19 protein-coding genes, 1 tRNA gene and 1 pseudogene are annotated in these 24,884 nt (G+C 67.4%); 11 read left to right on the top strand and 10 right to left on the bottom strand.

Translation table 11 applies throughout. The features are described 5' to 3' along the window. The first annotated feature begins 1,905 nt into the window (after window positions 1–1,905). Window positions 1,906–3,093: a hypothetical protein gene (locus ACZ6MA_RS26625; protein ID WP_469436536.1), complete on the top strand. Its 1,188-nt coding sequence runs from the start codon at window positions 1,906–1,908 to the stop codon at window positions 3,091–3,093. 79 nt (window positions 3,094–3,172) lie between these two features. On the opposite strand, the gene ACZ6MA_RS26620 is transcribed toward ACZ6MA_RS26625, so the two are convergent. From ACZ6MA_RS26620 to ACZ6MA_RS26610, 3 genes are all read right to left on the bottom strand, one after another. Beyond that, on the bottom strand, window positions 3,173–7,018 hold the full coding sequence (locus tag ACZ6MA_RS26620) for a type I polyketide synthase (RefSeq protein WP_469436535.1): 3,846 nt from the start codon (window positions 7,016–7,018) through the stop codon (window positions 3,173–3,175). A 348-nt stretch (window positions 7,019–7,366) separates the two neighbouring features. Next, window positions 7,367–7,447 (bottom strand) — tRNA-OTHER (locus ACZ6MA_RS26615). A 513-nt stretch (window positions 7,448–7,960) separates the two neighbouring features. After that, a complete protein-coding gene (locus ACZ6MA_RS26610; RefSeq protein WP_469436534.1) occupies window positions 7,961–8,176 on the bottom strand; it encodes a hypothetical protein in 216 nt (71 codons plus the stop codon). Between the two features lie 220 nt (window positions 8,177–8,396). Between ACZ6MA_RS26610 and ACZ6MA_RS26605 the strand changes: the two genes are divergently transcribed. Together ACZ6MA_RS26605 and ACZ6MA_RS26600 are read left to right on the top strand one after the other, a co-directional pair. Beyond that, a complete protein-coding gene (locus ACZ6MA_RS26605; RefSeq protein ID WP_469436533.1) occupies window positions 8,397–8,609 on the top strand; it encodes a PqqD family protein in 213 nt (70 codons plus the stop codon). 34 nt (window positions 8,610–8,643) lie between these two features. Further along, window positions 8,644–9,069, top strand: a complete 426-nt coding sequence (locus ACZ6MA_RS26600) for a lasso peptide biosynthesis B2 protein (protein ID WP_469436531.1) — start codon at window positions 8,644–8,646, stop codon at window positions 9,067–9,069. Window positions 9,070–9,144: 75 nt separating this feature from the next. On the opposite strand, the gene ACZ6MA_RS26595 is transcribed toward ACZ6MA_RS26600, so the two are convergent. Then, entirely contained in the window at window positions 9,145–10,026 is an 882-nt protein-coding gene (locus ACZ6MA_RS26595) for a GNAT family N-acetyltransferase (protein WP_469436530.1), read from the bottom strand. A gap of 80 nt (window positions 10,027–10,106) precedes the next feature. Then, on the bottom strand, window positions 10,107–10,718 hold the full coding sequence (locus ACZ6MA_RS26590) for a helix-turn-helix transcriptional regulator (RefSeq protein ID WP_469436528.1): 612 nt from the start codon (window positions 10,716–10,718) through the stop codon (window positions 10,107–10,109). A gap of 373 nt (window positions 10,719–11,091) precedes the next feature. Here ACZ6MA_RS26590 and ACZ6MA_RS26585 point away from each other — a divergent pair, with 373 nt between their 5' ends. From ACZ6MA_RS26585 to ACZ6MA_RS26570, 4 genes and pseudogenes are all read left to right on the top strand, one after another. Beyond that, window positions 11,092–11,250, top strand: a complete 159-nt coding sequence (locus ACZ6MA_RS26585; protein WP_469436526.1) for a triculamin-like lasso peptide — start codon at window positions 11,092–11,094, stop codon at window positions 11,248–11,250. A gap of 162 nt (window positions 11,251–11,412) precedes the next feature. Then, complete coding sequence (locus ACZ6MA_RS26580) at window positions 11,413–12,543, top strand: asparagine synthase-related protein (protein WP_469436524.1); 1,131 nt, start codon at window positions 11,413–11,415, stop codon at window positions 12,541–12,543. A 15-nt stretch (window positions 12,544–12,558) separates the two neighbouring features. Next, window positions 12,559–14,304, top strand: a complete 1,746-nt coding sequence (locus tag ACZ6MA_RS26575) for an ABC transporter ATP-binding protein (protein ID WP_469436523.1) — start codon at window positions 12,559–12,561, stop codon at window positions 14,302–14,304. A 141-nt stretch (window positions 14,305–14,445) separates the two neighbouring features. Continuing rightward, window positions 14,446–15,299 (top strand): annotated as a pseudogene (locus tag ACZ6MA_RS26570) (IS5 family transposase); the annotation flags it as partial. A 100-nt stretch (window positions 15,300–15,399) separates the two neighbouring features. Here the strand turns inward: ACZ6MA_RS26570 and ACZ6MA_RS26565 are convergent. Continuing rightward, window positions 15,400–15,816 (bottom strand): ASCH domain-containing protein, encoded by a 417-nt coding sequence (locus tag ACZ6MA_RS26565; RefSeq protein ID WP_307530672.1) that lies wholly within the window; start codon window positions 15,814–15,816, stop codon window positions 15,400–15,402. 157 nt (window positions 15,817–15,973) lie between these two features. Here ACZ6MA_RS26565 and ACZ6MA_RS26560 point away from each other — a divergent pair, with 157 nt between their 5' ends. After that, window positions 15,974–16,777 (top strand): NAD-dependent epimerase/dehydratase family protein, encoded by an 804-nt coding sequence (locus ACZ6MA_RS26560; protein WP_469436521.1) that lies wholly within the window; start codon window positions 15,974–15,976, stop codon window positions 16,775–16,777. On the opposite strand, the gene ACZ6MA_RS26555 is transcribed toward ACZ6MA_RS26560, so the two are convergent. Beyond that, a complete protein-coding gene (locus tag ACZ6MA_RS26555; protein ID WP_469436519.1) occupies window positions 16,735–17,064 on the bottom strand; it encodes a DUF6247 family protein in 330 nt (109 codons plus the stop codon). The genes ACZ6MA_RS26560 and ACZ6MA_RS26555 overlap by 43 nt on opposite strands. A gap of 314 nt (window positions 17,065–17,378) precedes the next feature. On the opposite strand from ACZ6MA_RS26555, the gene ACZ6MA_RS26550 reads away from it, so the two are divergent. Both ACZ6MA_RS26550 and ACZ6MA_RS26545 read left to right on the top strand, forming a co-directional pair. Beyond that, window positions 17,379–17,552: a hypothetical protein gene (locus tag ACZ6MA_RS26550; protein WP_469436518.1), complete on the top strand. Its 174-nt coding sequence runs from the start codon at window positions 17,379–17,381 to the stop codon at window positions 17,550–17,552. A gap of 446 nt (window positions 17,553–17,998) precedes the next feature. After that, window positions 17,999–18,181 carry a hypothetical protein gene (locus ACZ6MA_RS26545; protein ID WP_469436517.1) on the top strand — a complete coding sequence of 61 codons (183 nt, stop codon included), beginning with the start codon at window positions 17,999–18,001 and terminating at the stop codon, window positions 18,179–18,181. 97 nt (window positions 18,182–18,278) lie between these two features. On the opposite strand, the gene ACZ6MA_RS26540 is transcribed toward ACZ6MA_RS26545, so the two are convergent. The 3 genes from ACZ6MA_RS26540 to ACZ6MA_RS26530 form a co-directional block, all read right to left on the bottom strand. Next, window positions 18,279–18,569, bottom strand: coding sequence for a hypothetical protein (locus ACZ6MA_RS26540; protein ID WP_469436515.1), 291 nt, complete (start codon window positions 18,567–18,569; stop codon window positions 18,279–18,281). A gap of 21 nt (window positions 18,570–18,590) precedes the next feature. Continuing rightward, on the bottom strand, window positions 18,591–22,346 hold the full coding sequence (locus ACZ6MA_RS26535; protein WP_469436513.1) for a hypothetical protein: 3,756 nt from the start codon (window positions 22,344–22,346) through the stop codon (window positions 18,591–18,593). A gap of 251 nt (window positions 22,347–22,597) precedes the next feature. After that, window positions 22,598–23,122 (bottom strand): lipoprotein, encoded by a 525-nt coding sequence (locus ACZ6MA_RS26530; protein ID WP_469436512.1) that lies wholly within the window; start codon window positions 23,120–23,122, stop codon window positions 22,598–22,600. A 1,305-nt stretch (window positions 23,123–24,427) separates the two neighbouring features. Here ACZ6MA_RS26530 and ACZ6MA_RS26525 point away from each other — a divergent pair. Further along, entirely contained in the window at window positions 24,428–24,838 is a 411-nt protein-coding gene (locus ACZ6MA_RS26525) for a hypothetical protein (RefSeq protein WP_469436511.1), read from the top strand. Window positions 24,839–24,884: the final 46 nt, after the last annotated feature.

The raw sequence follows: 24,884 nt of genomic DNA, 5'->3' as shown, positions 1-24,884 counted from the left end.
CCCTGGTTGACGTGTGAGTCGGCGTAACTTGCCTGCCCGGTCCCACCATACCCAAATAGGTGCATGATGCACCGTCTGTGGGTGCGTCAGTTTGAGCAGCTGTTGCTGGGCGGGAACCGGCGAGCAGCCGTCCTGGGCTCAAAAGGACGCGCAGCGGCATCTCGGCACACCCGGGATCCCGTGGCCGCAACAGCCCGGCGCTCATCGACCTGCACGAAGGGCGCGCTCGCAACGCAGTTCTCGTGAACTCGCAGTTCACACGCCCTTGCCACTCAGGCCCGCGCTTGACCGCTGGGCCGCGCAGTTCCTGCGCCTATCCCCATGTCTGCTGACGCGAGGAGAGAGTGATGACCTGACCGTGAAGGGGGCGGACAATGCCGCCCCCAGTCGCTTCCGGTGTTACAGCACCGTCTGAAGCGACCCTCACGTCACCGCTCGGCTTGGCGGCCCAGCGGTCCCTCGAACAGCCCGGTTGGCGCCGGTCCGTTTGAGGTCAATCACCCCTTGAATGCCTCAAGGGTTTTGCACGGTCCGCAGGCTGCGGACCGTTGTGTCCCCATGAGAGGAACAGCGCTCATCATGCCCGACCGGGCTGACATCTGTCAGCTTCCGCACCAGTCGAAAATCATCCCGTGGCGTCTTGACTCCAGGGCGTGCGCCGCCTGGTGCGCGCTCCCCCCGGTGACCGGGGCCGTCGACGGGCCGCTGAGACCACCCCTCCCTCAGCACCAGAGTCGTTCGTCGACAGCATCCTCCCGCACGGTGACGAATCGGCCATCCCTCAATGCCCTCCAACTCAGCAAGAGCATGCGGGTGCGTCTGCTCACGGCGGTGCGCGCGTTACTGGAGACCGTGACAGGGCTCCCGGACACAGCGCGGCTGGGCACGGTAGTACTGGCAGCGAAGGCCCGCGCCTCCTCCTCCCAAAGCCGCATCTGGGCCGCTGAACTGGGGCGCTGGCTCGGCGTATCCGAATCGACCATCGACCACACCGTGCTGCCGGCCCTCAGAGAGGCGGGAGTTCTCATGACCCGGCCGGTGATGAATACCTCGGGCCGAGTCACGGGACTGGAATATGTGGCCCTGCCGCTATGGCGGGCTCACCAGGCCAAGGACACCAAGAACCCCTTGATGCTGTCCCAGAGGGAGCTGGCCACCCTGCTCCGGTTATGCGAAGCCCTGTTCGGGCCCGGCTGGAACCCCATGGACCGACCGGCAACAGAGCCCGGTTTGCTGGCGGGCCGGCACGGGCGGGGAGCTGCCACCGACCGGCTCGGTCTCCTGCTGATGGTGCTGACCACCCGGCCAAGCGGATGGATGCAGCTGTGCGGCGGCGCCGTGGACACCAAGCGCGGCCGGCCGGCCGCGACGGTGGCCCGACTGCTGGACTGCTCCACCTCGGCCGGGGCAAAGGTCCTGGCACGGCTCGCCCAGAACGGGGCCGTCGAAGTGATCCGCAGGAAGACCCAGTCCGGGCTGCGAGCCCGGTGCCGTGTGAAAGTGCCGGCCGTCGCACAGGCCCATGGCCGGGCTCCAGAACCGCTACCCACTGTCCTCCCGGCAGCCACCTGCGGCGCCCAGCCTCCGGCCAGCCCCGACGCTTCGGCGCCAGGCAGAACGCAACCGTCAGAGCGCCCTGCTGATACACCCGGAGGTGGCGGCCCGACGACTCGGCTCTCTCCAGGCACACCACCTGGACATACGCCGCACGACCACGGCACCACGCCAGAAAACACAGGGCACCCTGCTACTGCCCTGCTCCACACACACCACGCTTCTCTGGTCACGGGCAGAGGTAATAGTGCTGGTGATCTCGGGTTATCCGGCGAAGCCGCTTCGGGGGTGACCCGCCGTCGGCCGGTACGCGTGCCCGCGCGCAAGGACCGTTCTCGGCGGAGTGGGACTTTGGGGCGACAACCGCGGCTGCCCCGTCCACCGCAAGACCTGGAGATCGCGCTGGCACCGGTGGAGCCGTTGTGGGCGCGCCTGCAACACGGTACGGCCCAAGCCCTCATCGTCACCGCGACACGTGCCGAGCTGCTCCACATCGCCGGCCTGACGGACAGTGACAGAGCTCATCAGATCCTGGCCGACCGGCTGACCCGCCGCCTGGACCAGCAGGGAGGTGCGCATACCGTCAGTGACCCCGTGGGCTGGCTGCTCGCCCGCGGCCTGGCCCGGCGGCCCGGCTGCCCGGACCCGCGCTGTGACGAGGGCACCCGGCTGGACACCGGCGCCGACTGCGAGTCCTGCCGTTCCCTGATCGCCGACCGGCGGGCCGTACGGACATCCACCGCCCTCCAGGTCGCGGCCGACATGCCGCAGGCGACAGCAGAGCAAAGACGGGCTGCCTGCGAACAGCGTCTGCGCGCGCGACTTGCGGAGGACGCGGCCCGCGAAGCGGTCGCCCGTGAGCGGGCCGACACCGAGCGAGCCGCCCGACGGGCGGCTGCCGCTCAGGCCCGTGGACAAGCCGCCTCCGACCAGCTCCACCGGCGCATGACGCACTGCGAGGGCTGTGGTGTGCAGGGGGCCCCGGAGGAGTGCGTGGTGTGCGCTGCGCACCAGGCTGCGGAAGCAGCGGTGGAGGAGACAGTCGTGACGGTCCTCGCGGCGTCGTACAGGAGCACCGGCGAGGATCACGTTGCCGGGCAGGTCGAGGCGGCCGTCAAAGGCGAGCTCCAGCGTGTGTGCGAACGCGCCCGCGCTGACGGGGCGAGCGATGAGTCACTAAGGGCCCTGGCCCGGTTGACGGCCGAGACGACCACGGCCGAGTACCGGCGCTCCGCTTTGGAACTGCTCGCCCGCTCCTCTGAAGCCGAGACAGAAGGGCACCAGGTGTACGCGGCATGGATGCGCGGCGGGCGCGGCTACGCCACCCGCCAAGCCGCTCACGCTGCTGCCGTGAAGGCCGCTGAGGAGGCCCGGGCTCGCGTGGCCAGACAGCTGTTCTCCGACAGGCTGGCTGTGGTGCGGGCCTGGAGATCCCGAGCCGCTCAGCGCCACGTACCCGCTCGAGGGACGTACGCGGTAGGTGCGGCGGCGGCCCGCGCCGCTCTTCGTGCCGCGCGGGCCCCATTCGACGCAAAATGACCTGAAACGGGGGCGCGCCGGCAAGCCTCCGGGTCTGTCTGCGGCTTTTGCCCAGGCCGCAGACGGACCCGGGGGGCGGCTAGGCGGCGGCAGCCGTCGCGGCACCGGTTTCGGAGTCGAGCAGGACGGACATGACGTATCCGGCCAGCCCGTGGACCGAGGGGTAGTTCCACAGGGCCGTGACGGGCAGCCTGATGGCGAAAAGCTTCTCCAACTGGCTGCACACCACGACCGACATCACGGAGTCGAGGCCGAGCTCCGTGAGCGGCTGCCCGTAATCCAGCTCGTCCACCGGAATCTTCATCTCCCGTGCCATGCGGGCGCCGATCTCAGCAGCGACCCGCTCAGCCAACGCCTCCCCGGGCAGGTCCCGCCAGGACAATGACAGCTTGGCAGCGTCGGCGGATGCGTTCTCCTCAACGCCCCCTGCGTCGTCGATCGCTGCGGTCTCAGCGGCTTGTGCCTTGTTCCGCAGGGCGCCGAAGCGGGTACCGGGCAACCAGGCGAGCAGGGCTCCCTGCTCGTCGCTGATGGTGATGTCCACCGTGTCCGTTTCGGGGTCGACGAGGTGGATGTCGACGACGCCGACTTCCGGGGCTTCGCCCACCACGCGGACTTCGCGGATGTGGGACGGCATACGGACGGTGGGCGGGCCGCCGTAGATGATCGGTACCACGCCGAGCGCGGCGTCCAGTAACGGAGCCCAGGTCACCTGGTCACCGGCTACCGCGGGGGCGTGGATGCGAGCACGCACCACCTGGTCTCCCAGCTGCAGGTCCTCCACGGTCCACGGCCAGGCGATGCCCTCCACACCGATGGCATCGAGCCGCGACATCACCATGGAGGGGTCCGCGGCAGCCAGGTCCTCCGGAGGCGACACCCTGGCCACGGACGCCGGAAACGCCGAGGCGTGGCCTGACAGCGTGGAGGCGTAGGAGTGGGTCAGCCAGTTCCCCGGACCCTGCTCCGCGTCGAGCGGACGGGTACTCAACCGCAGCGTGGAGCCTTCCTGGACTACCTGCACCTCCCGCGCGGTGGCCAGAGCGATCGGGAAACGAAGGTGCACGTCATACAGTGCCTTGGCCCTTCCATGGCCTGCGGCGGTCTCCAAGAAGGTGTGGATGATCGACGAAGCCGGAACAATCGACGTGCCATGCAGAGCATGGCCGCCCGGGAAAGGACGGCTGGCGTCGTCGAGGTAGGTGTTCCACAACCGCAGCGGCGTCGGCGAGGCCACATCCACCGGCCGGCCGAGCAGCGCATGCCCGGTCACATCGTGCTGCTGCACAGGGACCGCAGCAGCCGGAAGGACCGCGTCCAGCCAGTGCCGGCGGTGTTGCCACGCGATCGGCGGCAACTCGGCGGCCCCGCCCTCGGGATGCGCCAGCGACCAGTCGGGCCCGGCACCGTGGCAGTACAGCTCCCCCATGTTCGTCACCAGTGTCGCCACCTCGGGCTGGTCACGACGCAAGGAATGGACGACGCAACTGTCCGCCACCTCCAGGTGCTTCAGGGTCTCCCCGACGGAGTGGGCGACCACGGGGTGGGGAGAGATCTCCAGGAACCGCCGGTGGCCGTCTTCAACAGCCGCAGTGACCGCTTCATGCAGCCGGACGGGGTTGCGGAGATTCGCCGCCCAGTAATCGGCGCCGTACGCGGCCCGAGTCCGGGGATCCTCCAAAGCCGTGGTGTACAGAGGTATGCCCGGCGCCCGCGGATCGAGATCCACCAGAGCCGCCCGCAGGCCTCCGGCCAGCGCGTCCATGTGAGAACTGTGGAACGCCACATCGGAGTTGACCGGCCGGACCGGGATGCCGCTTCCCCGCCACTCCGTCACCAGTTCGGCAACCGCCTCAGCGTCACCGGAGACCACCGCCGAATCGGGCGACGAGGCGATGGCCGCGTTCACGCCGGCGCGGCCATCGAGCCGCGCAGCCACCTCCTCGAACGACAGCCCCACCATGACCATGGCGCCCTTGCCCGCGACCTGGCGCAGCAGCGCGGAACGGCGGCAGCTGAGCCGGGCCCCGTCCTCAAGGCTCAAGGCCCCCGCGACAACGGCCGCCGCGATCTCTCCCACAGAGTGCCCGATCACAGCAGCGGGGTGGTGCCCGAACGACCGCCACACCTCGGCCAGCGCGACCTGCATGGCGAAGATCATCGACTGGGCCCGGTCCACCGAGGCGAAGTCGCCGTCGGCGATGGCCTGCCGGGCCGAGAATCCCAGCTCGCTGACGAAGACGGGATCCAGCTGGTCGATGACCGCAGCGAAAGCGGCACTGGTCTGCAGAAGCTGGGCACCCATACCGGACCACTGGGAGCCATGCCCAGAGAAGACCCAGACGGGGGCCGCCGCCGGCGACGCCTTCCCCTCGATGACGCCGTCGGCCGCCACATCGTCACTCGCGGCGAGGGCGCGCAGGCCCGAGACGAGCGACATATGGTCCTGTGCCACGACCGCGCCACGGTAGCCCAGATGCGAACGGCCCGTCGCCAACGTACGGCCGACCGACGCCAACGGGACCTCGGCATGCCGCTCAAGCCAGTCCGCGAGCCGCAGAGCGTATGCGGCTACCCCGGCGCGAGACCGGTAGGAGACGGGGAAAAGCCGCGGAGCATCCAGCTCAGAGTTCTGGAGAACGCTGAACTCCGGGGCCTCCTCCAGCACGATGTGACCAATCGTCCCGCCGTAGCCGTAGCCGGAAACCCCCGCCCGCCGAGGATCCGCACCCCTGGGCCACTTCCGGTGCTCGGTGACAAGCCTCAGTCCCCACTCCTCCCACGGGATGTCCGGGCTGGGACCGCTCGCCATCACCGTTGCGGCCATCTCCGCCTCCCGCAGCATCAAGACCGCCTTGATCACGCCAGCCACGCCGGACGCGGGCTCCGCATGCCCGATATTCGACTTCACCGACCCGATGAAGCACGGCTCATCAGCCAGACGCCCGGCGCCGAACACCGCATGCAGGCCTGACGCCTCCACCGGGTCACCAAGCCGGGTACCAGTGCCATGCGCCTCGATAAAACCAGCAGTGGCCGGGTCCAGGCCCGCCCGCTCCCACGCCAGGCGCAGCAGGTCACGCTGCGCATCCGGGTTGGGCGCCATGATGCCGCTGGTGTGCCCGTCCTGGGCAACCGCTGAACCCTTGATCACAGCATGGATGCGGTCCCCGTCCCGCTGAGCGTCAGAAAGACGCTTCAGGACGAGCACACCGCACCCTTCGGCCCGGCCATATCCATCACCCTCAGCGTCGAAGGGCTTGCTCCGCCCGTCCGGAGACAACGCTCCCGCCGCCTCCAGGGTGAGGGTGTACGCAGGCGACAGAATGATGTTCACACCACCGGCAAGCGCGAGCGACGTCTCACCCGTCAGCAGCGCCTGGCACGCCAGATGGATGGCCACGAGAGAGGCCGAGCACGCCGAATCGAGGACGAAGCTGGGCCCGTGCAGGTCCAGGACGTGCGAGACCCGGTTGGCAATGCCTGTCAGCTGGGCGCCGATGCCGGTCCACGGCTCGATCCTCGGAAGGTCCTCCAGCAGCCGACGGCCGTAGTCGTCCGAGCAGGTACCGATGTACACACCCGCGTCAGAGCCGCCCACAGCCCGGGGCGCCATGCCGGCGTGCTCCAGAGCCTCCCACGCGACCTCCAGCACCAGACGCTGCTGAGGGTCCATGAACTCGGCCTCGCGAGGCGTGATCCCAAAGAACTCCGCGTCGAACCCGTCGACATCACCGATGAAGTTCCCGGGCCGGTCCGCCCTCCGCAAAGCCTCGGAGAACTCCGGGTTGACCTTGGTGTACGGACGCCAACGGTCCTCAGGCGTCGGCTCCACCGCCACCTTGCCGCCGACCAAGAAGTCCCAGAACGCCTCCGGTGAATCGATCCCGCCCGGAAATCGACATCCCATTCCGACGATGGCCACCGAATCTTGATTCCACATTTCACTCCTTGATCCACCATTGAGGTAGCGGTGAGACCGCACATGGATGCACTTGCCAACGGCCATAGCAACGAAAAGCAGGGGACGGCGGTGGCATCTGCCCACACCATCCCCGCGCATGTCCCCGAAGCCCTGACGTTTCTTAGGAAGCCAGTCGGCGCGCCGGGCGCCTGAAATCTTCCGGCAGTGCCGACGGAAGGTCTGAGAAATTGCTTTCGCCCAGCTGGGGCAGCAACGCGCAGGACAAGCCATAGTGTGCGGCTGTGCACTCTCTGCGCCCTTGGCGACGAGCCTGACCAGCAGGGCACTGACTCATGTCAGCTCGTCCGTTGGCGGAGAGGGCAGGATTCGAACCTGCGTGGGCATAACCCGACCGTGAGCTGTTTGCTCTGGTCCCCGATAAGCCACTCCGGGCACCTCTCCGTGATTCGGTCCGGATAGCGGCCCGCTCACAGAGGTAATCTTGGCACCTTGCTCTGACACGGCCCTGACACGTAGCTGACTGGCATCCCAGAGGAACAAAGAGGCATGGTCCTGGCACCCCTCGGCGGGTCGTCAGCCACCTGGCGGCGGCCGTCGCCGCGCCCCAGGCCAGACCGTCCTGGGGCGCGGGGCGCCAGGCGGGCGGGAACGGAGCGGCCCTCATCCGGTCCGCCAGGCGGGCCAGGGCTCGCAGGCAGGGGGCGGCGGCTGTCGAGGCGAGCTGTTGCCACGCCCGCCACGGCGCGATACGGACGGCCCGGGCGAAGTCGCTCCCGCGCTTGAACGCCTGGACGCGGTACCCGGCGAGGAACTGGTCCACCCGTTGACTGCTGACCGCGGCGAGGACGTTGTCGCCACCGCGCCCCATCAGGTGCGCGGCGGATCCGTGGGCAGCAACGGGGACGAGCCGCGCGGCAAGGCCAGACAGCACCCAGAGCGACATCAACGGCAGGGTCCGTCACCGGCAACGTCCCGGGGTCCTCCAGGCCGCCGAAGTGCGCCACCCCTGCGTGCCGGCCGGTCGATGACCGTGTGCGTGATACCGCGTACCTCGGCGGCGACGCGGCGGGCGTAGAAGACGTCGTCGTCCTCAGCCATCCGCGCGTCGGTGTAGGTGATGGCGACCACCGGCCGCTCGCGCACCGCGAGCGGGGACATTGCGCACACTCCTGTCCCGGCCGCTCCCGCCACCCCTGCCCACAGCGGCGGTGCCCCTCACGCTGGGCGGCGAGGTGTGGTTGCGCGTGCTGGACCGCCGACCGGTGACCGGTGACCGGTGACCGGTGACCGGGGTCAACGCGCACTATCGAATTCGATGACGGACGCAATGACAAGAGCAACAGGGACAACAGGCACAAGGACAACACGAGGGGGCGGCATGCGTCTCGCGCAATCCGTGTCGACGCTGGACACAGACGACGGCACGGTCCTGCTCCACGAGCGCGACGGCAAGTTCTACCAATTCAACGCCACCGGCTCGGAAGTGCTGTCCCGCCTGCTGGCAGGTGAGCGCCTGCCCGATGTGGTCAGTGGGATCGCGGAGCGTTCGGGTGCGGTCCGGGTGCGGTGCACCGAGACGTCACCACACTGATCGACCGGCTGCGCGACGCGGGTCTGGTGCCGCCATGACGGCCAAGGCCACCGCCCAGGCGCTGGACCGCCCGCCGCTGCCGGGCTGGCGGCCGCGCGTTCCCGCCTACGCCGCGGTGTGCCTCGCCGCACCGCTGGCCCACCGCCCGCCCGCTGTGATCCTGCGGATTCTGAGCCTCGTAGGGCGCGGGGCGGACTACGCGTCGGTGTGCGCGTACCGGGCTGCCGTCGTCGCCGTCAGCCCCGGCTGCCGCGGCCAGCAGGGCTGTCTGCGCCGCTCACTGGCGGTGGTGCTGCTGGCCCGGCTGTACGGGCAGCGCCCCGACTGGTGCGTGGGCATGCGGACGAGCCCGTTCGCCGCCCACGCCTGGGCCGAGGTCGACGGCCGCCCGGCCGGCGAGGAGGCGGGCTGCGAGGTGGGTTCGTACCGGATGCTCCTGAGCAGCCGACCCGCCGCGTGAACGGAAACTGGGGAGGGAGATCAGGATGACAAGAGGGCGATGACCAGTGACGTCGCGGCGGGGAGGCTGTCGTGCTTACTCGGGAGCCGGATCGGTCGTCATGGTGGGCCGCACATAGATCCACAGCTGATCGACTTCGCTGAATCCGGCGGATTCGTACAGGGCATTGGCCGCCGTCCGGTCGCGCTCGCCCCCGGGGGGTTCGTCGTCGTCGACGTAGAGGATCGCGTCGGTGGCTCCGAGGCCGGTGAGCGTGTCGAGGGCGGAGCCGAGTAGCGCGCGTCCCAGGCCCTGCCTGCGGGCTTCGGGTCCGACCTCGATCCACCACAAGACGCCGATGCCCTGGACGGGTTCGCCGATGACCGCCTCGGCCACCGTTCGGCCGTCTCTGTGCACCTGCAGTTGCCGTGCCGTCTTCCGCTCGGGCTCTGGGGCGATCCGGACGTTGTCCGCCTGCGGCAGGCCGGGGCGCGGCAGGGCGGCGTGCATGTATCTCCAGAGGCGTTCGCCGATGAACCCGGCGCGTTCCAGTGCCGCGCGGGTCACCGGCCGGTGACCGACCGGCAGCGCCTCCAGTCCCAGGGTGAGCGCGGTCGCGAACTGGAAGGCTTCGACGGGGCGGGGCGCCAGCTCTGCCAGGGCATGGGCGATCAGTTCCTCGGCTACGGCCGCGTTCTCACGGCAGTGGGCCCACAGGATCAGTCCGGTGTCGTCTTTCGAGCGCAGTGCGCAGGAAATGACGCCCACGACGTCGCCGTCGGCGGTGGTGGCCACCTGTACGGTCGGCGGGTCGAGTTCGGCCCACCAGTTGTCGTCGACGGGCGACTCGCCGCGTAAGGCCTGCGCGAGCATGCCGGGTGTGGCTTCCGGCTGGCCCGGGAGCCTGTCGGCGTTGATAAGGGCCAGGACGGCCGTCCGGTCGGCCGCCCGGTACGGGCGGAGCGTTAGGCGTGTCATGGTTACCACACTGGTCACCGGGTCCTCTTCTGTCCAGGACGGCCCCAGGACGGCCGGTTGCTCGTCGCCCGTACCGGTCACTACTCGGCGTTCTGCAGGGTGGCCAGGGAGATGGGCTCGATGTCGCCGATCAGCAGGCTGATGGTCTGGTCGAGGCTCCTGAGCAGCCTTGCTTCCTCCCGATGCCCGGCCACGATCTCCTGAAGGACCAGCAGGTCGGCGACGATTCGATCGGTCGCCCGGTACGGGTGCTCGTGGTCGGCGGCCGGCATGCTGAGACCATCGTCGAGGTGGGGAATCGCCCGGCTCAGCCGGGCCCTCGCGTCCGGCGCCCGGGCTGGTTCCCCGATGTTCGAGACGGCGAGTTCCGAGGCTGTTCTCTCCGCCTGCGCCCTGAGCCAGAGGTCCTTCAAAGAGCCCTGGGCGTGCAGCACCTTATCGCTGAGGAAGGCGAATTCCCGGCTCGGCCAGCGTTCCGCTTTTTCGATTTTCGATACGGTGGAACCGCTGTGCATCACTCGTTCCCCGAGGGCCGTTTGGGAAAGCCCCCGCCGCTTCCGGAATGCGCGTAGTTCCGCCCCGAAGCGATGGCGTACCGACGCGCAGGGAGTTAATTCACGTAAGGGTCGTCCCACTGTCAGTGCTCCCCCTAACCAAGCGCATGAGCCGGGCCGCAAAAGGTCCGGGCGCATAGGACAGGTCCAGATCAAGGTAACGCAAAATCGACATCGGAAGGCTGAGATCTGGATCACGTTCGCGGCGCTGGTCCACTATCGACCACTCGTCGGCCGTCGCTGCAGGTCGAAGACCCCTGCCCACGTCGGCTGAGGTGATCTTGTACGAAAACTGTCCGATTACGGACGGCCCGCACCGGCATCTCTCGTGGTAATGGGTTCGTCAAGTCAGGAATCGTACATTGCCGCTGTCCAATTCAGGGTATTGATTTCCGCGGCGTCCGCACGTTGTCATGAATGGCGAAGGGAATCGGCTCATGGGTGTGCCGATCACCTTCATCGGAAATCGGGATTCGTATCACCGATTTTTCCCACCATCAAGGAGGTAGCGATGTCGAAGAAGAGCAAGCCGGGCGACGGTATTCGCGGCAAGGGCGTCCGGGGACGCTTCATGTTCATGGACGAGACCCCGGAGGTGGAGGCCACCACCTCGATCCGGGATTCTCTGGCCGACCTGGCCGAGACGCTGGAAAGCGAAGCCCGCAAGTAACCAGAGGCAGGTGACGGCGTGCCGTACGAGCGGATCTCCCGACGCAGACTCGCACTGTGGTTGACCTGGCCGGCCATCAGGGGCGAGTTCGGCCCGGCCCATCCCTTCGAGGACGGTCCGGATTTGGCGACGGAACCTCCGTGGCCCCGGGGCGAACCCGGTATGCGAAATCTGCGCACGGAGTTCCTAGCCTCGCTACGGCGCGCTGTCGGGAACAGCGAGGGGGTCGCGGTCGCCACCTCCGGCGGGCTCGACTCCCTCGCCGTTCTGGCCAACCTCATTCTCGAGCACGGTGATCAGCGCCGGATCACCGCTGTCGCCATCGAGATGATCGACGACCGGGGAAAGTCCAACATCCCCCTCGTCCGGAACCTGCTCGAGGGAATCGGTCTGCAGTGCGACCTGCGGATCGTACCGATCTCCCGCCGACCGACGGGGACCCCGGAATGGCATGCGGAAGGACCACGTCTCGACGCCCTGCCCGATGCCAACCGGCTTCTGGTGGAACTCGCCCACGAGGCGGGCGCGGACGTGCTGCTCACCGGCGACGGCGCCGACGAACTCCTGGGCAGCGGGCAATACCTGACACCCCACCTATTACGCAACGGAAACGTGCGCGCACTGCCGGACTACTGGCGTGATCACCGCGGCGAGTATCAGCCCACGAAGAAACTCGAGGCGCTCGCCGTGATCTCGCCCCTCCTCGGCCGACGGCGCCGGGCGATGACGTACCTGGCCTGTTCCTGGCCGGAGCTGTGCAGCAATCCACCGCACAATTTCCTCGCCGAACCGTACCGTGGAATCGCCACCGCATGGACGAAGTCCTGGATAGGTTCGCTGGTACGGTTGCACGAACGACACCATGATTCCCTGGCCGCCATGGAGGCGTGGAGCGACCTCTATCCACACCAACGGCTACGCACAGCCGGTCTGGTGCGCAACGAGGACCCCTTCCTGGATCCGGCCTTCGTCGAGCGGGCGAAGCGACTGCCGCTGCACCGGCGCTACGACCCGAGCTACCCGCACCCGTACTGGCGGATGAAATCCCAGGTGATCAAGCTGATGCCCCCGGGCGCCCTGGCCCACCTCCCCACCACCAAACAAATCTTCAGCCGGGCCATCGTCAGCCGCGTGGATCCCGCCGAACTATCGGCGAAACATCTGCTGGAGAGCGGCATCCTCAGCGCCCGCGCGCTGTCAGGGGACCTGGATCCCATGGTGGCGACCCGCATCCTCGAGGTCGAGCAATGGCTGGCCACGGCCATGGAACTCGGTTACGAACTGATCGACTAATCACTTTGCGGAGCCATGGACGAAACCTCGAAAGTCAGCCGCGTCACCTTCCGTACCCTGCTGGCCTGGACGCGGGGCAGCAGGCGACGGCTGCTGTTCGCTCTGCTCTGCGCCCTGGCCGGATCCGGACTCGGGCTGGCCCAGCCTCTGATCGTCAACCGGACCATCGAGGCGGCGACGGCGGGGCGGACCGTCACCGGACTCTTGTGGCTGCTCGCCGCCGTCTTCGCAGGCCAAGCCGCATTGCAGGCCTGGTCGACGTTCCGGCTCGACCAGGCCGGCGAGGGCGTCGTCCAGCGGCTGCGCAGGGCGATGGTCGACCAGTTGCTGCGCTTGCGCATGGCCGTCTACGACCGGCACCGGCTGGGCGACCTGATCTCCCGCACCACCACCGACACCACCCTTCTGCGCGATGTGCTCGCCACCGACGTGGTGAACGCGATCGTCAACTCCATCGTCGTGGTCGGCGGCGTGGGCATGATGTTCTGGCTGGATCCGATACTCGCCGGGGTGGTCATGGCAGTCGTCATCGGATCCGGAGCGGTGATGGCACTCGTACTCAAGGGCATCCGCCGCGAGACTCAGGCCGCGCAGGAAGCCACCGGCTCCCTCGCCGCCGAGCTGGAACGCGTCCTCAGCGCCATCCGCACCGTGCGCATCAACCGTGCCGAGGCACGCGAATCCGCGGCGCTGGCCCGTAGCACCGACGACATCTACGGTCACAACGTCAAGGCCGCCCGTCTGACCGCCGTGGTCTCACCCGCCATCGAACTCGCGGTGCAGGGCTCGCTGATCGTGGTCATCGTCGTGGGCCTGGCCAGGGTCGCGTCCGGGGATATGGCCGTCGGCGAGCTGGTGGCCTTCCTCCTCTACGTGAACTACCTGGCCATACCGATGGCCGGGCTGTTCGACATCGCTCCCGCACTGCAAGCCGGCCTCGCGGCGCTGCAGCGCATCCAGGAGGTCCTGGATCTGCCGGTCGAAACGGACCGGCTCCGGACGGACCGCCCGCGGACGGACCAGCTTCGGAAGCAGCCCGCCGCCGCCTCCGCCTCCGGGCTCGTGCTGCGTGGCCTCCGGTTCCGCTACACCGATCGCGAGATTCTCAAGGGGGCGTCGTTCCGGGTGCCCCGCCACAGCTTCACGGCCATCGCAGGGCCGTCCGGGGCCGGCAAGAGCACGATCTTCAGCCTGCTCGGACGGTTCTACGAACCCGCGGCCGGGACCATCACCCTCGACGGACGCGACGCCAACACCGAGCACACCACGGGCGAATGGCGGTCCCGCATCGGCCTGGTCGAGCAGCATTCACCGCTGATGTACGGCACTCTGCGCGACAACCTCACCTACGCGGCACCGGACGCCGACGAAGCGTGGCTGCACCGGGTGGTGGAGATGGCGGGCCTGTCCGCCTTGGTGAAGCGGCTGCCTGACGGCCTCGACACCCCCGTAGGGGAACACGGCTCGTCGTTGTCCGGTGGCGAACAACAGCGCGTGGCGATCGCTCGTGCCCTGCTGGCCCGGCCGGAGATCCTTTTGCTGGACGAGCCCACCTCGCATCTGGACGCCGCCCATGAGCAGCTCCTGGCGCAGACTCTGCACCTCATCTCCAAGGAGTGCACGCTGCTGGTCATCGCCCACCGGCTGTCCACGATCCGGTCCGCCGACCAGGTCGTCGTGCTGGACGGCGGGCGGGTGGTTGCCGCCGGCGGCTACGACGAGATACGGGACCACCTGCCCGCGCAGCACGCGGCCGCCTGACTCCGGCGCAGGCCGGAGGCGCGTAGTCGTAGAGAGAGGGGGTGCGCGTGCTCGACTGCAATGGCGGCTCACCTCCGCCTGCGCAGAGAGCACTAGGGCGTGTTGCGAAAGTGGATCAAGGTCGTGAAATGATCACGCGCCGTGGGGCGTGGTGATCTGACGAACGGCCAGTGGGCCCGGCTTGAACCGTTGTTGCCGACGGGCAAGAAGCCAGGGCGGCCGCCGACATGGACGCGTCGGCAGCTGATCGACGGCATACGGTGGCGGACCAGGACTGGTGCACCGTGGCGTGATCTCCCAGAGCGGTACGGACCGTGGGACCGGGCCTACGACCTCTTTCGACGGTGGCAGCGCGACGGCACCTGGAAGCGGATCTTCGAGCAACTGCAGGCCGAGGCCGATGCGAAGGGCCTGATCACCTGGGACGTCAGCGTGGACTCCACGATCGCCCGCGCCCACCAGCACTCCGCCGGGGCTCGCAAAAGGGGGATCTGCAGAAGGAGCCTCCTGGTGGCGTCGACACCGAGCCCGACGACCACGGCCTCGGACGCTCGCGTGGCGGGTTGACCACCAAGCTGCACCTCGCGGTCGAGCAGGGGCAGAAGCCGCTGTCCCTGCTCGTCATCGCGGGCCAAAGGCATGACAGTCCGCAGTTCCAACCTGTACTGGAGGGCCTCCGGGTGCCCCGCATCGGCCCGGGCCGACCTCGCACCAGGCCGGACAAGGTCCGCGCCGATAAGGCGTACGGCTCTCGCGCAAACCGCGCCTACCTGCGCAGACGAGGCGTCCCCTGCACGATCCCGGAGAAGTCCGACCATGTCCGCAACCGCAAGAAGCTCGGCTCCCGAGGCGGCCGACCGCCCAAGTTCGACAAGGCCGACTACAAAGAGCGCCACGCGGTGGAGTGCGGGATCAACCGGCTGAAGCGCCACCGAGCCGTGGCCACGAGATATGACAAACTTGCCGTCCGCTATGAGGCAACAGTGCTGGTCGCGCCATCAACGAGTGGCTATGACCAACAGCCTTCCCGCCGCCTCTCAAAGCTTGCCCAGCTGATCCTTCCGGACTCTCGTCGTGTCGGATGCCGGCCACCGATCACACGGGCTTGACCACTCGGAAGCGTTCGGCGACGACGAGAGTGTCATCGGTAATGTCGGGGGTGCGACCCAGGAACTCGCTCACGCCATCGCTCTGGAAGAACTCTTCGTGGGCTGCTCGCCACTGTGCAACGTCGGAGTAGCCGCGCCCCTCGGCTCGCGCGAAGTCATCGTCGATTTCCTTCATGGGAACGACCCGCACGTCAACGAGTTCGATCGTGACGGCCGGACGACCCTCGGAATCGAGCACTGAGAACCGCTGGCCGCTCTGCGGCACTGCCTCTCCGGCGTGCTCATAGATCTCCAGGAGGCCTGTGAGCGCGGTCTTCTGACCGCTCAGGATCGCCGCCACGCCACGGTCACGTTCTGGTCCGGGAAAAGCGAGTTCAAGAGTCGGAAGATCGTCATGCCCCATCGGGAGATGGTACGAACCCGGGTCGCGTTGATCAATGGCCGCTTGTCCCGACACCCACAGCAAGCACTTTCGCAACACGCCCTAGTTCCCCACCGCCTTGCTGAGTTGGATCGACAGGCGCGAAGATTCGCAGGTTGTCGAAGCCAGGGGAGGCGCAGTGAGTCTAGGAACGGTGGCGATAACGGGGGCTGCGGGCACCATCGGCTCCGTGGCGCGGGAGGCGCTGCGAAGCGAGGCGGCGCGGTTGACCCTGCTCGACCGGGTGTCGATGCGCCCGGAGGCCGAGACCGAGGATGTGCGCACCGTGGATCTGCGGGACGCCGCCGCCGTGGAATCGGCCCTTGCCGGAGCCGACCGCGTGCTCCACTTGGGCGGGATCCCCGACGAGGCGCCTCTCCCCGATCTGCTCGAAGCCAACGTGCTCGGCACCCACCACGTCCTAGAGGCGGCGCGGCGCACAGGGATCGAGCGAGTGGTGCTGGCCAGCAGCAACCGGGTGACCGGCTTCTACCCTGCCGCGCACCTCACCCGCCCCCAGGAGTCGGTACGCCCTGACGGGCTCTACGGGGTGAGCAAAGCCGCTGCCGAAGCGCTCGGACGCCTGTATGCCGACAAGTTCGATCTGTCCGTCGTCTGCCTGCGCATCGGCAGCTTCGAGCATTTGCCCACCGAATCCCGGCACCTGGCGACCTGGCTGAGCCCGCGCGACGCCGTCGGCTACATCCGGGCCGCCCTGACCGCACCACTCCCAACCCGCTTCGCCACCGCGTACGCCGTCTCCGCCAACACCCGCCGCTTCTGGGAACTCCCCGACCCGGCAGAACTGGCCTACACCCCCGTCGACAACGCCGAACTCCACGCCGCGGACATCCCCGCAGCAGACATCCCGATCGACCCGGCCGCGCCCCAGGCCGGCCCCTACGCCCTGCCCGAGTTCACCCTCAAGCACTTGCGGCCTTGACGCTCACAGCCATGCCCGACATACATGCTGGCAGCACGTGGAGGACCTTGGCGGCCGGGGCGGAGACGCGGACCTCGTACGGCGCCGGGCTCACCCGCGGCGGCGGCGGGCTCCGCCAGGTCGACGGCATCGCTGTCGTCGTAGCCGGAGGCGACGAACGCGTCGACGGCCTGGGCGTGCGCGATGCGGCCCTGCCAGTCCTGGACGACCTCGTAGAGCCCGGCCAGGGAGAACGTGCGGCGGGATTCCTCGAGGGCGGCCGACCACTCGCGCTCGAACGCCGGCACCCAGCGGTCCGCGCGCTTGTCGGCGCGCAGCTGGGCGAGGAGTTCGGCCGGCGCCCCGGGCGCGGGGGCTTACGGGGTGAGGGGGGCGTGGTCGGGCTGCGCGCTCATTTGGTCCTCCAGGCGGGTCCTCCCCGTGTCTGTCGGCGCGGGTGCTGTCCCGGTCGAGTGGTCGGTGGGCGGGGGTTGCGCGGCTAACCGCTGCGCGCTCCAGAGCGTGCTGCCCGTCTCGCCCCCCGCGACACCAGGGGCGCGAGCACTCCATGCTCCGCCGACCGCATGCCAGCCCGGCATGCCCGACCGAACGGAACACTGCCGTGTCGACCCTGCTCCTGCTCGTGCTGCTGTTCTTGGTCCTCGTCATCCTCCTGGTGGCCGGCGCCCTCGCTTACCTTGCGCACCAGCGCCCGGCGCTGGTGGCTTCGCTGACGCTCGCCATGGGCGGCGTGACGGTGGTGGTGACGGTCGTGGGCGTCATCGTCAACCGGTGACGCCGGCTCGCGGCCGTCGCAAAAGGTACGCGTGCGTGCCAGGGGGCTGGAGGGCCTCGGGTGGCTGCTGCGGCGCTGCGCGATGCACCGACCGCCGGCGGTGGCTCGATTGGTTCAGATACGCCCGGCGTCGCCGCCGCGATGATCGGCCGCCTCGTCCACCACGCGGAGGTCATCAGCCTCCGAGGCGACAGCTTCCGCATGCGCGGACGCGAACAGCAGCAGCAAATAGCAAGATCAACTGACGCATCGGAGGTCAATTCTCGACCGTCGACACTGGGTCAGGATTCGCGCGTCGCCGACTACAGTGACCTGCCCCGCCATCGCTTCGCCAGTGTGGACCAGAACACGGAGCAGATCACCGACGCCGACCCGCGCGAGGCCGAGGACGCGAGGCCGAGGACCCGGCACGTTGCATCCGGGCCCGAAGACCGTGGAAGGTACGGTTGCACCGCCCGTCTCCGTCCACCGCCGGAGTCGGCATCACGGCGGTCACCATCCGCGCGGACCTCTCACGCGGGCGCTGGCCCGCTGCCGACTCCGACGAACACGGCGTCAACGGCTGGTACCGCAAGACCGCGCAGACCACGCTCGCCAGCAGGCGCGGATACCGGCAGGTCAGTAACTGACCTGCCGTGCAGCGGGGTGCCCCAGACGCACATGGCCTGCCGCTGCTGAGGACCCCGTATTCCTAGAGAGCGTGGCCCTCAGCAGTTGCACGATTAGTCAGTCGCCGACGAAAAGCAGGTAGCCGGACAGTCGGATTGCCCGTCGCGCAGCGTCAAGGACACGCTGGACGGTAGGGGTCAACGCCTCTCCAGGAAGGCTCTCCAGCTCTGAAACAAGCCTGTACAGCTGAGTCGTATTGAACATCGTGTCGCCGTACTTCGACACGCCATACAGCAGACTCGTTTCCGGTGCCGCCTCGCAGGTTCGACTGAATGACCCATCGGCGTCATCGCCGAGCGCCTCCACCTGCTCACGCCTGACATCTTTCACATAGATGTCCAAACTCACTCGGTTCTCCTCTTTCGAGCGCTAGGGCTTAGGGATGGGGAACATCGTAATGACATCACCGTACTTGCTGTGAACCAGCATTACCCACGATGTCAGTTGCGAGCCTTGGTTCTCCGAGGTGAACCCCACATTATCTCCGTAGTCGAAAACCCGCTCGTAGTAGTGGCTCTTGTTGGGTCCCTTCATCTCAGCCTCAAGCCCCTTGTTGAAGATCTTCTCAAGATCCTCGTTGGTGACGCTGTCCTTGAAAACTCCCTTAGCGGGAGTGACATGTGCCCCACCGCGGAAGTGGTAGTCCCTGATGTCGTCAATGGCTCTTTCGTCCAACTCGGGGACATCGAAACCACAGGGCAATGGCAACCCTGCCGAGATCTTCTGATTGGCCCCCTTGGCTGCCCCAAACGAGTTCGTCTGCGCGAACTTACCGTCTCGGCAAGGCGGCTTGGACTCCTTCTTACGCTTCTCGATGACCTTCCTGAGTCGGTCAATGGTGCTCTTACCAGCTCGGGATTCCTCGAAAAACTTACCAATGCCTGCACTGATTCGGACGACTGCCACACTGATCGCCGGAAGCTTGGTAAAAAGCGTGAGCGCGGACAGAGCATTCACCAGCGTCCAAAAGCAACCTTCGACATCGCCGGACGAGAAGCACTTTTTGGCGTCTGTCACACCAAAAACGTCGAGCAGGATTTGACCGCCATTAGCCTTCACCCAGTCGATGACATTTTGGGAGGCGGAAAGCTTTGCCTGCCGAAATTCGTCCACGCACTGCTGTCCGCAGGTGGCTAAAAGAATCGCTTCGTCATCTTTTGGCAATTCTGGACCGGTGTCCGGGCTACCGACCTCCACACGCCGCTTGCGTTCTTCTTCGTGGCGTTTTCGCGCGGCTTCCTCAGCGCGGGTGGCCGCTTGATCGGCCGCCTTGGCGTGGTCGCGAGCGTTCTCCGCGTCTTTCTCGGCGGCTGTGGCGTCCTTATCAGCCGTAGCGGCAACGTCGCGCGCAGTGCTTGCGCCCCTCTCCGCGCTGTCGGCTGCCTTACGGGCGCTGCCGGCGTCTCTTTCAGCGTCGGTGGCGCTGCGGCGCGCGGCAGTGGCGTCGGACTCAGCTCCGCTGGCGGCGTTGGCGGCCATCAAGGCATCGGTTTTTGCCTGAGCGTCGTACTTCTCGGTGTTGGCTTCGGCCTTTTGTGCTGCTGCTGCGGCCTCTGCTGCTTGGGCGGCGTACACACGGGCATCTTCGAGTGACTGCGCCGCTCTGGCTGCGTCTTCGGCGGCGTTCGCCATCGCCACGGCCGCAGCCTTGGCATCCTTGTCCGCCTTGGCAGCCTGCGCCCGTGCTTCCTTCGCGGCTCGGGCCGCTTCCGCCGCCTTAGCCTTAGCTGCCGCAGCCTGCTGCTGTGCGAGCGTCTTGGCTGACTGACCAACCAGGACAGCGAGCCCTGCTGAAGGGTCGCGGAGCTGATAAGGACTGGCGAGACCGATTGCCGTGTTGGCGGCCTCAGTTACCCCGGCCGCGGAGTCACGGGCTGCAGCCGCAGCTTCGGCCGTTGCGTATGCATGGCCGGTCGCATCAGCACTGGACTTCCGTGCCGCATTGGCCTCGGCACGAGCTGCGGTGGCTTCCTTACGAGCCGTGATGGCGGCTTCCGCTGCCGCCTTAGCCAGCTTCTCAGCCTCTCGCACATTACGCGCAGCGTGCTCGGAAGCCTCGATTGCTTCGGCCGCTGCGGCATGCGCAGTCAGGACCGCTGCACCCGTCACGGCAGCGTCAGCCGCTGCACCATCCGCCGCAGCACGCGCCCGCTGTGCGGAAGCTTCGGCCTTAGTGGCAGCTTCGCGTGCGCCGATTGCTGCTTCGGTCGCCTCGTTCGCGGCTGAGCGGGCCTTGGACGCGGCGTCGGCGGCGTCCGATGCCTCCGCTTTAGCCGTATTCGCTGCGGTTCTCGCTTCTTTAGCGTCCGCAGTGCCCTCAGCCGCAGCGGCAGCCGCTTCAAGTGCCTTGGCACGTGACCCAGCGCTGTTCTTCTTCCGTTCCGCGGCTTCAGCCGCATCCCGTGCCACAGAAGCCCTGTTCTCAGCCTCTTCCGCGTCATCGGCCTTGTCCGACGCGGTCTTGCCTGCCGCCTGCGCTCCGCTCAGAGCGGACGCCGCGCGCTCCCTTTGTTCCTTGGCCTTCCCGTCTGCCTCCGACGCCTTGGAGCGATACTCGTCGGCTTGCGTCCGGTACTTGGCGGCATCTCGCTGTTCCTGCTCGGCGATGAGTCGCTTGTCGTGGGCGTCACTTGCCGCCTTCTTGGCCTTGCTTTCCGCAGCCTCCGCTTTCGCCTGAGCTGCCAGGGCCTTGCGGGCTTGCCCCTTGGCGTCCTCGGCCTGCTTTGCCGCTCCGGCCGCCGCGTCCTTGGCCTGAGCGGCAGCTTCTTCCGCTCGCACACGGTGGTATTCCGCCTGGACCGCATGCGACTGAGTTTCCGCGAGCGACGCGAGAGTCTTACTGTCCTCCGCCGTGGCTACGGTGGCGTTCTTCGCCGTGAGGGCAGCCAGGGCAGCCGCCTCGGTGGCCGCTGCGGACGCCTTACCGACCTGAGCCGACTGCAGGGCGTAGGTCAGACCTCGCCCCCGCGGCACGTTGGCAGCGTCGGCGATTTCATCAGCCTGCAGCTGTGCCTTGTTGATTCTGGCAGTCAGGTACTTGGACCGTGGGATCAGATCGTTTGCTTCGCCGGCAGCTTTGGTCGCCTTCTGCTGAGCCGACTTCAGCACACTCGAAGCGTGCTTGAATACTTCAGGCCCGGGGCGGTAGGCAGACGTGGGATCTTTCTTGATCCTTTCCCGCCAGTACTTTTCCCACTTCAGGACACTGTCCGCCACCCATGCCTGACCGACTGCCGTGAACATCTTCCGGGAGGCAGTCTTCATGAACCCGACGGCATCAGCCTCCAGAGCCACGATGTCGTTGCGGGGCTCTGCCTGCGCGGCAAGTTCTGCCTGCCACTCCTGATTCGCGGTGGAAACGACAGAGTCGAAGGTTGTCTTGAACGGGTCCAACGGATTCTTGCTATCGCACTGGGCCCAGCGCATCTTGAGCGCTTCGACTTCGGTGCGGTACTCCGCCGATCCTTCGACTGGGGGTGTCTTCAGGTAGCCGCCGTACTGAATGAACTGACGGTAGTCGGCTGCGCTTCCATCCTGGCCGTTGGCCCAGTAGAAGGTACGCAGGTCTTCGTTGAAGTCGCCTCGGACCAGTTGCTGAACTTGCTCGACAGCAGCCTTGCTCGGCTTGGGGACCGGATCCCAACTAAGATCGACGCCAGCGTCTGCGTATACCTGATTTACGAGTCCGCGAAAGTCCGGGGCGTGCCGCAGGTCGGTGCCGGACAGAGGCCACTTCGCGAGCGGCGCAAGCTGACTCTCCCAGGTGCCCTGTTCGTCCCCCCAACCTGCCCTGCCGGCCTCGTTGGACGCCCGGTCGCGAGCTGCGGCCTCTCCTAGCTTCCCTCTGCCTGCCATCCAGTCGGGCAGTACGTCATGGAGGCCCTCATCAGGTCCCTCCATTAAGGCTTGCGCCACCTTCTTGGACTCCGGCCCAACCCAGTGGTAGAAGGCGCCGAAAGCACAGCGGTCCGTGCGACCCGCGGTTCCGAGACTGGAACGCGGCTCTTCCTTTTCCTGCGCGGACGTGCGCTTCGCCGAAGCCGGCGACAGGGCAGACGGAGGTGCTGCCTGCGCGGCGACGGTGAGTGTCAGCGAAGCAACCGTCGCGAGCGTCAGGGCACGCATGGCACGCGGTTGCATCCCTTGTGATCCGTCGTTACGGAATAATCTTCGTTTGCTCGGTAATCTGAGCGGCATGAATCCTCATGGATGTGTGAGAGTGATTTTTTGCAGCACTTAGACGCGCCGACGTTAGGCTGTCTCTTCCCTTAGCCTCTGAGTTGCAACGCTTGCATGCCCGATGCCCATCGGAATTAGGCTGGAACTAGCTGGGTGGGAGCTGTAACCCAGAAAGCCAGTACTGGCAGGTCAAACGTTCAGTTCGCCAGTCGCATGGTCGACTTCGCCAATTGGTAGGCGGGAAGCATGCGCTCATGCTGGGCGGTATCGAGGCCGCCTAGATGCAAGATGATGGCGCCGTCAGGGGTTTCCACGGCGAGGGCCCGCTCTCGCTTAGGTTCCGGCAAGCCGGGCGCCGCGTTGAGATAGGTAACCTCTACCGCAGGAAGCTCCCCAGCCTTGGTTTTCCTGTAAACGACATTGCTGAGGTGCTTTTCGTCAGTCACGAAAGATTCCAGCGCCTGCCGCGAGCCGGTATCGGAGGACACTCGGTTCCATACACGCATGAACCCGACTTGCCCGGCGGGTTTCGCATCGATCTCACAGGCTAGTTGGGCAGGGCCCTGCTTCACTGGGCCGCCGACCGCCTCGGCCTCAACAGGTTTCGGCTGCCACGATTGCGCGATTCGGAAGGTGACTTTCAGCCGGCACGGACTTTCTTTCCCGCCGAGCTGCTCCCGCCCCGTCGCCGCCTTCACCGTGTCACGCCATACGCCGCCCACTTGATCGCCTCCCGGCGACGAATCGGGTTTCGCGGCACCGGACTGCGAAGTGCACCCAGCGAGGGCGCCAGAAAAAAGCACAGCGCTTGCAAGCGCCCGTAAGACGGTCCGATCCCTCATACCCCACCCCTAGAACGGCCACCCCCCAGTGGATCAAGCCGAGCAAAATTAACTGCAGGGGCCAGCGACCGTCAAGTAATTACTATGAGTAACGGGCAGGGGAACGGCTGAATATAGCGTTGCAAACCGACCGTGTTTGCAGGTGCTTGGTTCATACAGAAATGCCGCATGGGGGTCACGGCGGCGTATCACCCTCGCGCGCCCCCGGAGGCCCGTATGCCCATCCCTGCAGCGTGCTTCGGCGCCGAGAACCACGCATGGCGCCGCGCGCCGGACGGGAATGCGTCGACCCCGACGCCAGAGCTCACTCCCACTGAGGGCGGCCGTGCGGCCGATGTACCTCCAAGGCTTGTGTCCAGCTGACCGATTCCCGCCCTCTGGCCGCCCGGCCCCTGGTGGCCAATCCACACGACGCACCCCGCCGCATTCGCTTGACCGCCCTCCGCAGAGCCCAGCGGGGGTCGTGTCGGCACTCCGACCCCCACAGCGACGTTCGCAAGGTATATTGGTAATCTGACCTATGATTCAAAGGCCATCAAGCTGAATTGTCGGCAAGTCTGAAATAGGCCCTGGAGCGCGACGGCGAACCCGGTCGACTCGCGCCCGTCCCGTCGCGCGGCTGCGGCACCAGGTGAGCCGCCTGCACCAGCGGCCGGGAGCTCCCACGCGCGCTCGGAGACCAACGCGCCGATCGCGGCCCAAGGCCCATCCGCTCGCGACCGTCGCGCCGCACCATACGGACCGACCGCGGCTTTGCCTCGCCTTCTGCCCGCTGTCGTTCTTCGGCGCCGCCTCCCTAGCGGCCCGCAGCGCGACCCGGACCAGGTCGACCCCGGAGATCCCGCATTTCTGGACCGCGCCGCGCGGCCCACCAGGCACAACACGGTCACGCCGGTCACCGCCGGGCCCCGACGCGGTGATGTGGCCGCACACCGCCGCATCCTCGATGCCCGGACCCATTCCGCACTCGTGACCCGCCGCCCGCCAGTGCTGCCGTCTCCAGGAAACCATCCCGGTCATGCCGAAGCCTGCCGCACCCTCCGCGTCAGCACGGGTCGGTGCAGCGTGTAAGGCGAGTCGACTTCGTGGACCGCGCCCGCTCGGGCCCGGGTGCGCCGTACGGTCGTGCCACGGATGGAGGCCGGGCGGTGACGCCGAGTCAGGGAAGCGGGAGGGGATCCGAGAATGGTCAATGCCCGTACGTACCCGTTGTGGCGGGACCTCGCGATGAGCGAGGATCTCCCCAAGGAAGCCCTCAAGACGGTGATCGACGCCCTGTGCACCCCGGCGAGGAGCCCGCACGGCTTCGACCGCCGGGACGAGGAGTGGGGGGAGAAGGCGCTGAAGGCTGCGACGCCCGCGCTGCTGGCCCGCACGACGGCCCAGCGGCTACGGGGCCAGCTCCTGCTGCACGCCGACCAGTCGATGATGCTGCCGTCGGCGGCCGGGATATCCCAGGCACGGTCGGCCATCAGACCCTGGAGCACGAGGGCGAACTGGGTCGGCTCGCGCCCGTCGCGTCCCACCCTTGCCGCGGGCCTTGGCGGCCTCACGGGCCTGGTGCAGTGCGGCCCCGGCCAGGTCGACGCCGAATAGCTCTTCCGGCTCCCTCGCCTACTAGCGTGCTTGCCCCAGAGGAGTA

This window comes from Streptomyces sp. NPDC042259 (genome assembly GCF_055582085.1).
Note: the sequence above shows the minus strand (reverse complement) of the source record. Positions and strands in the feature narration are given on the sequence as shown.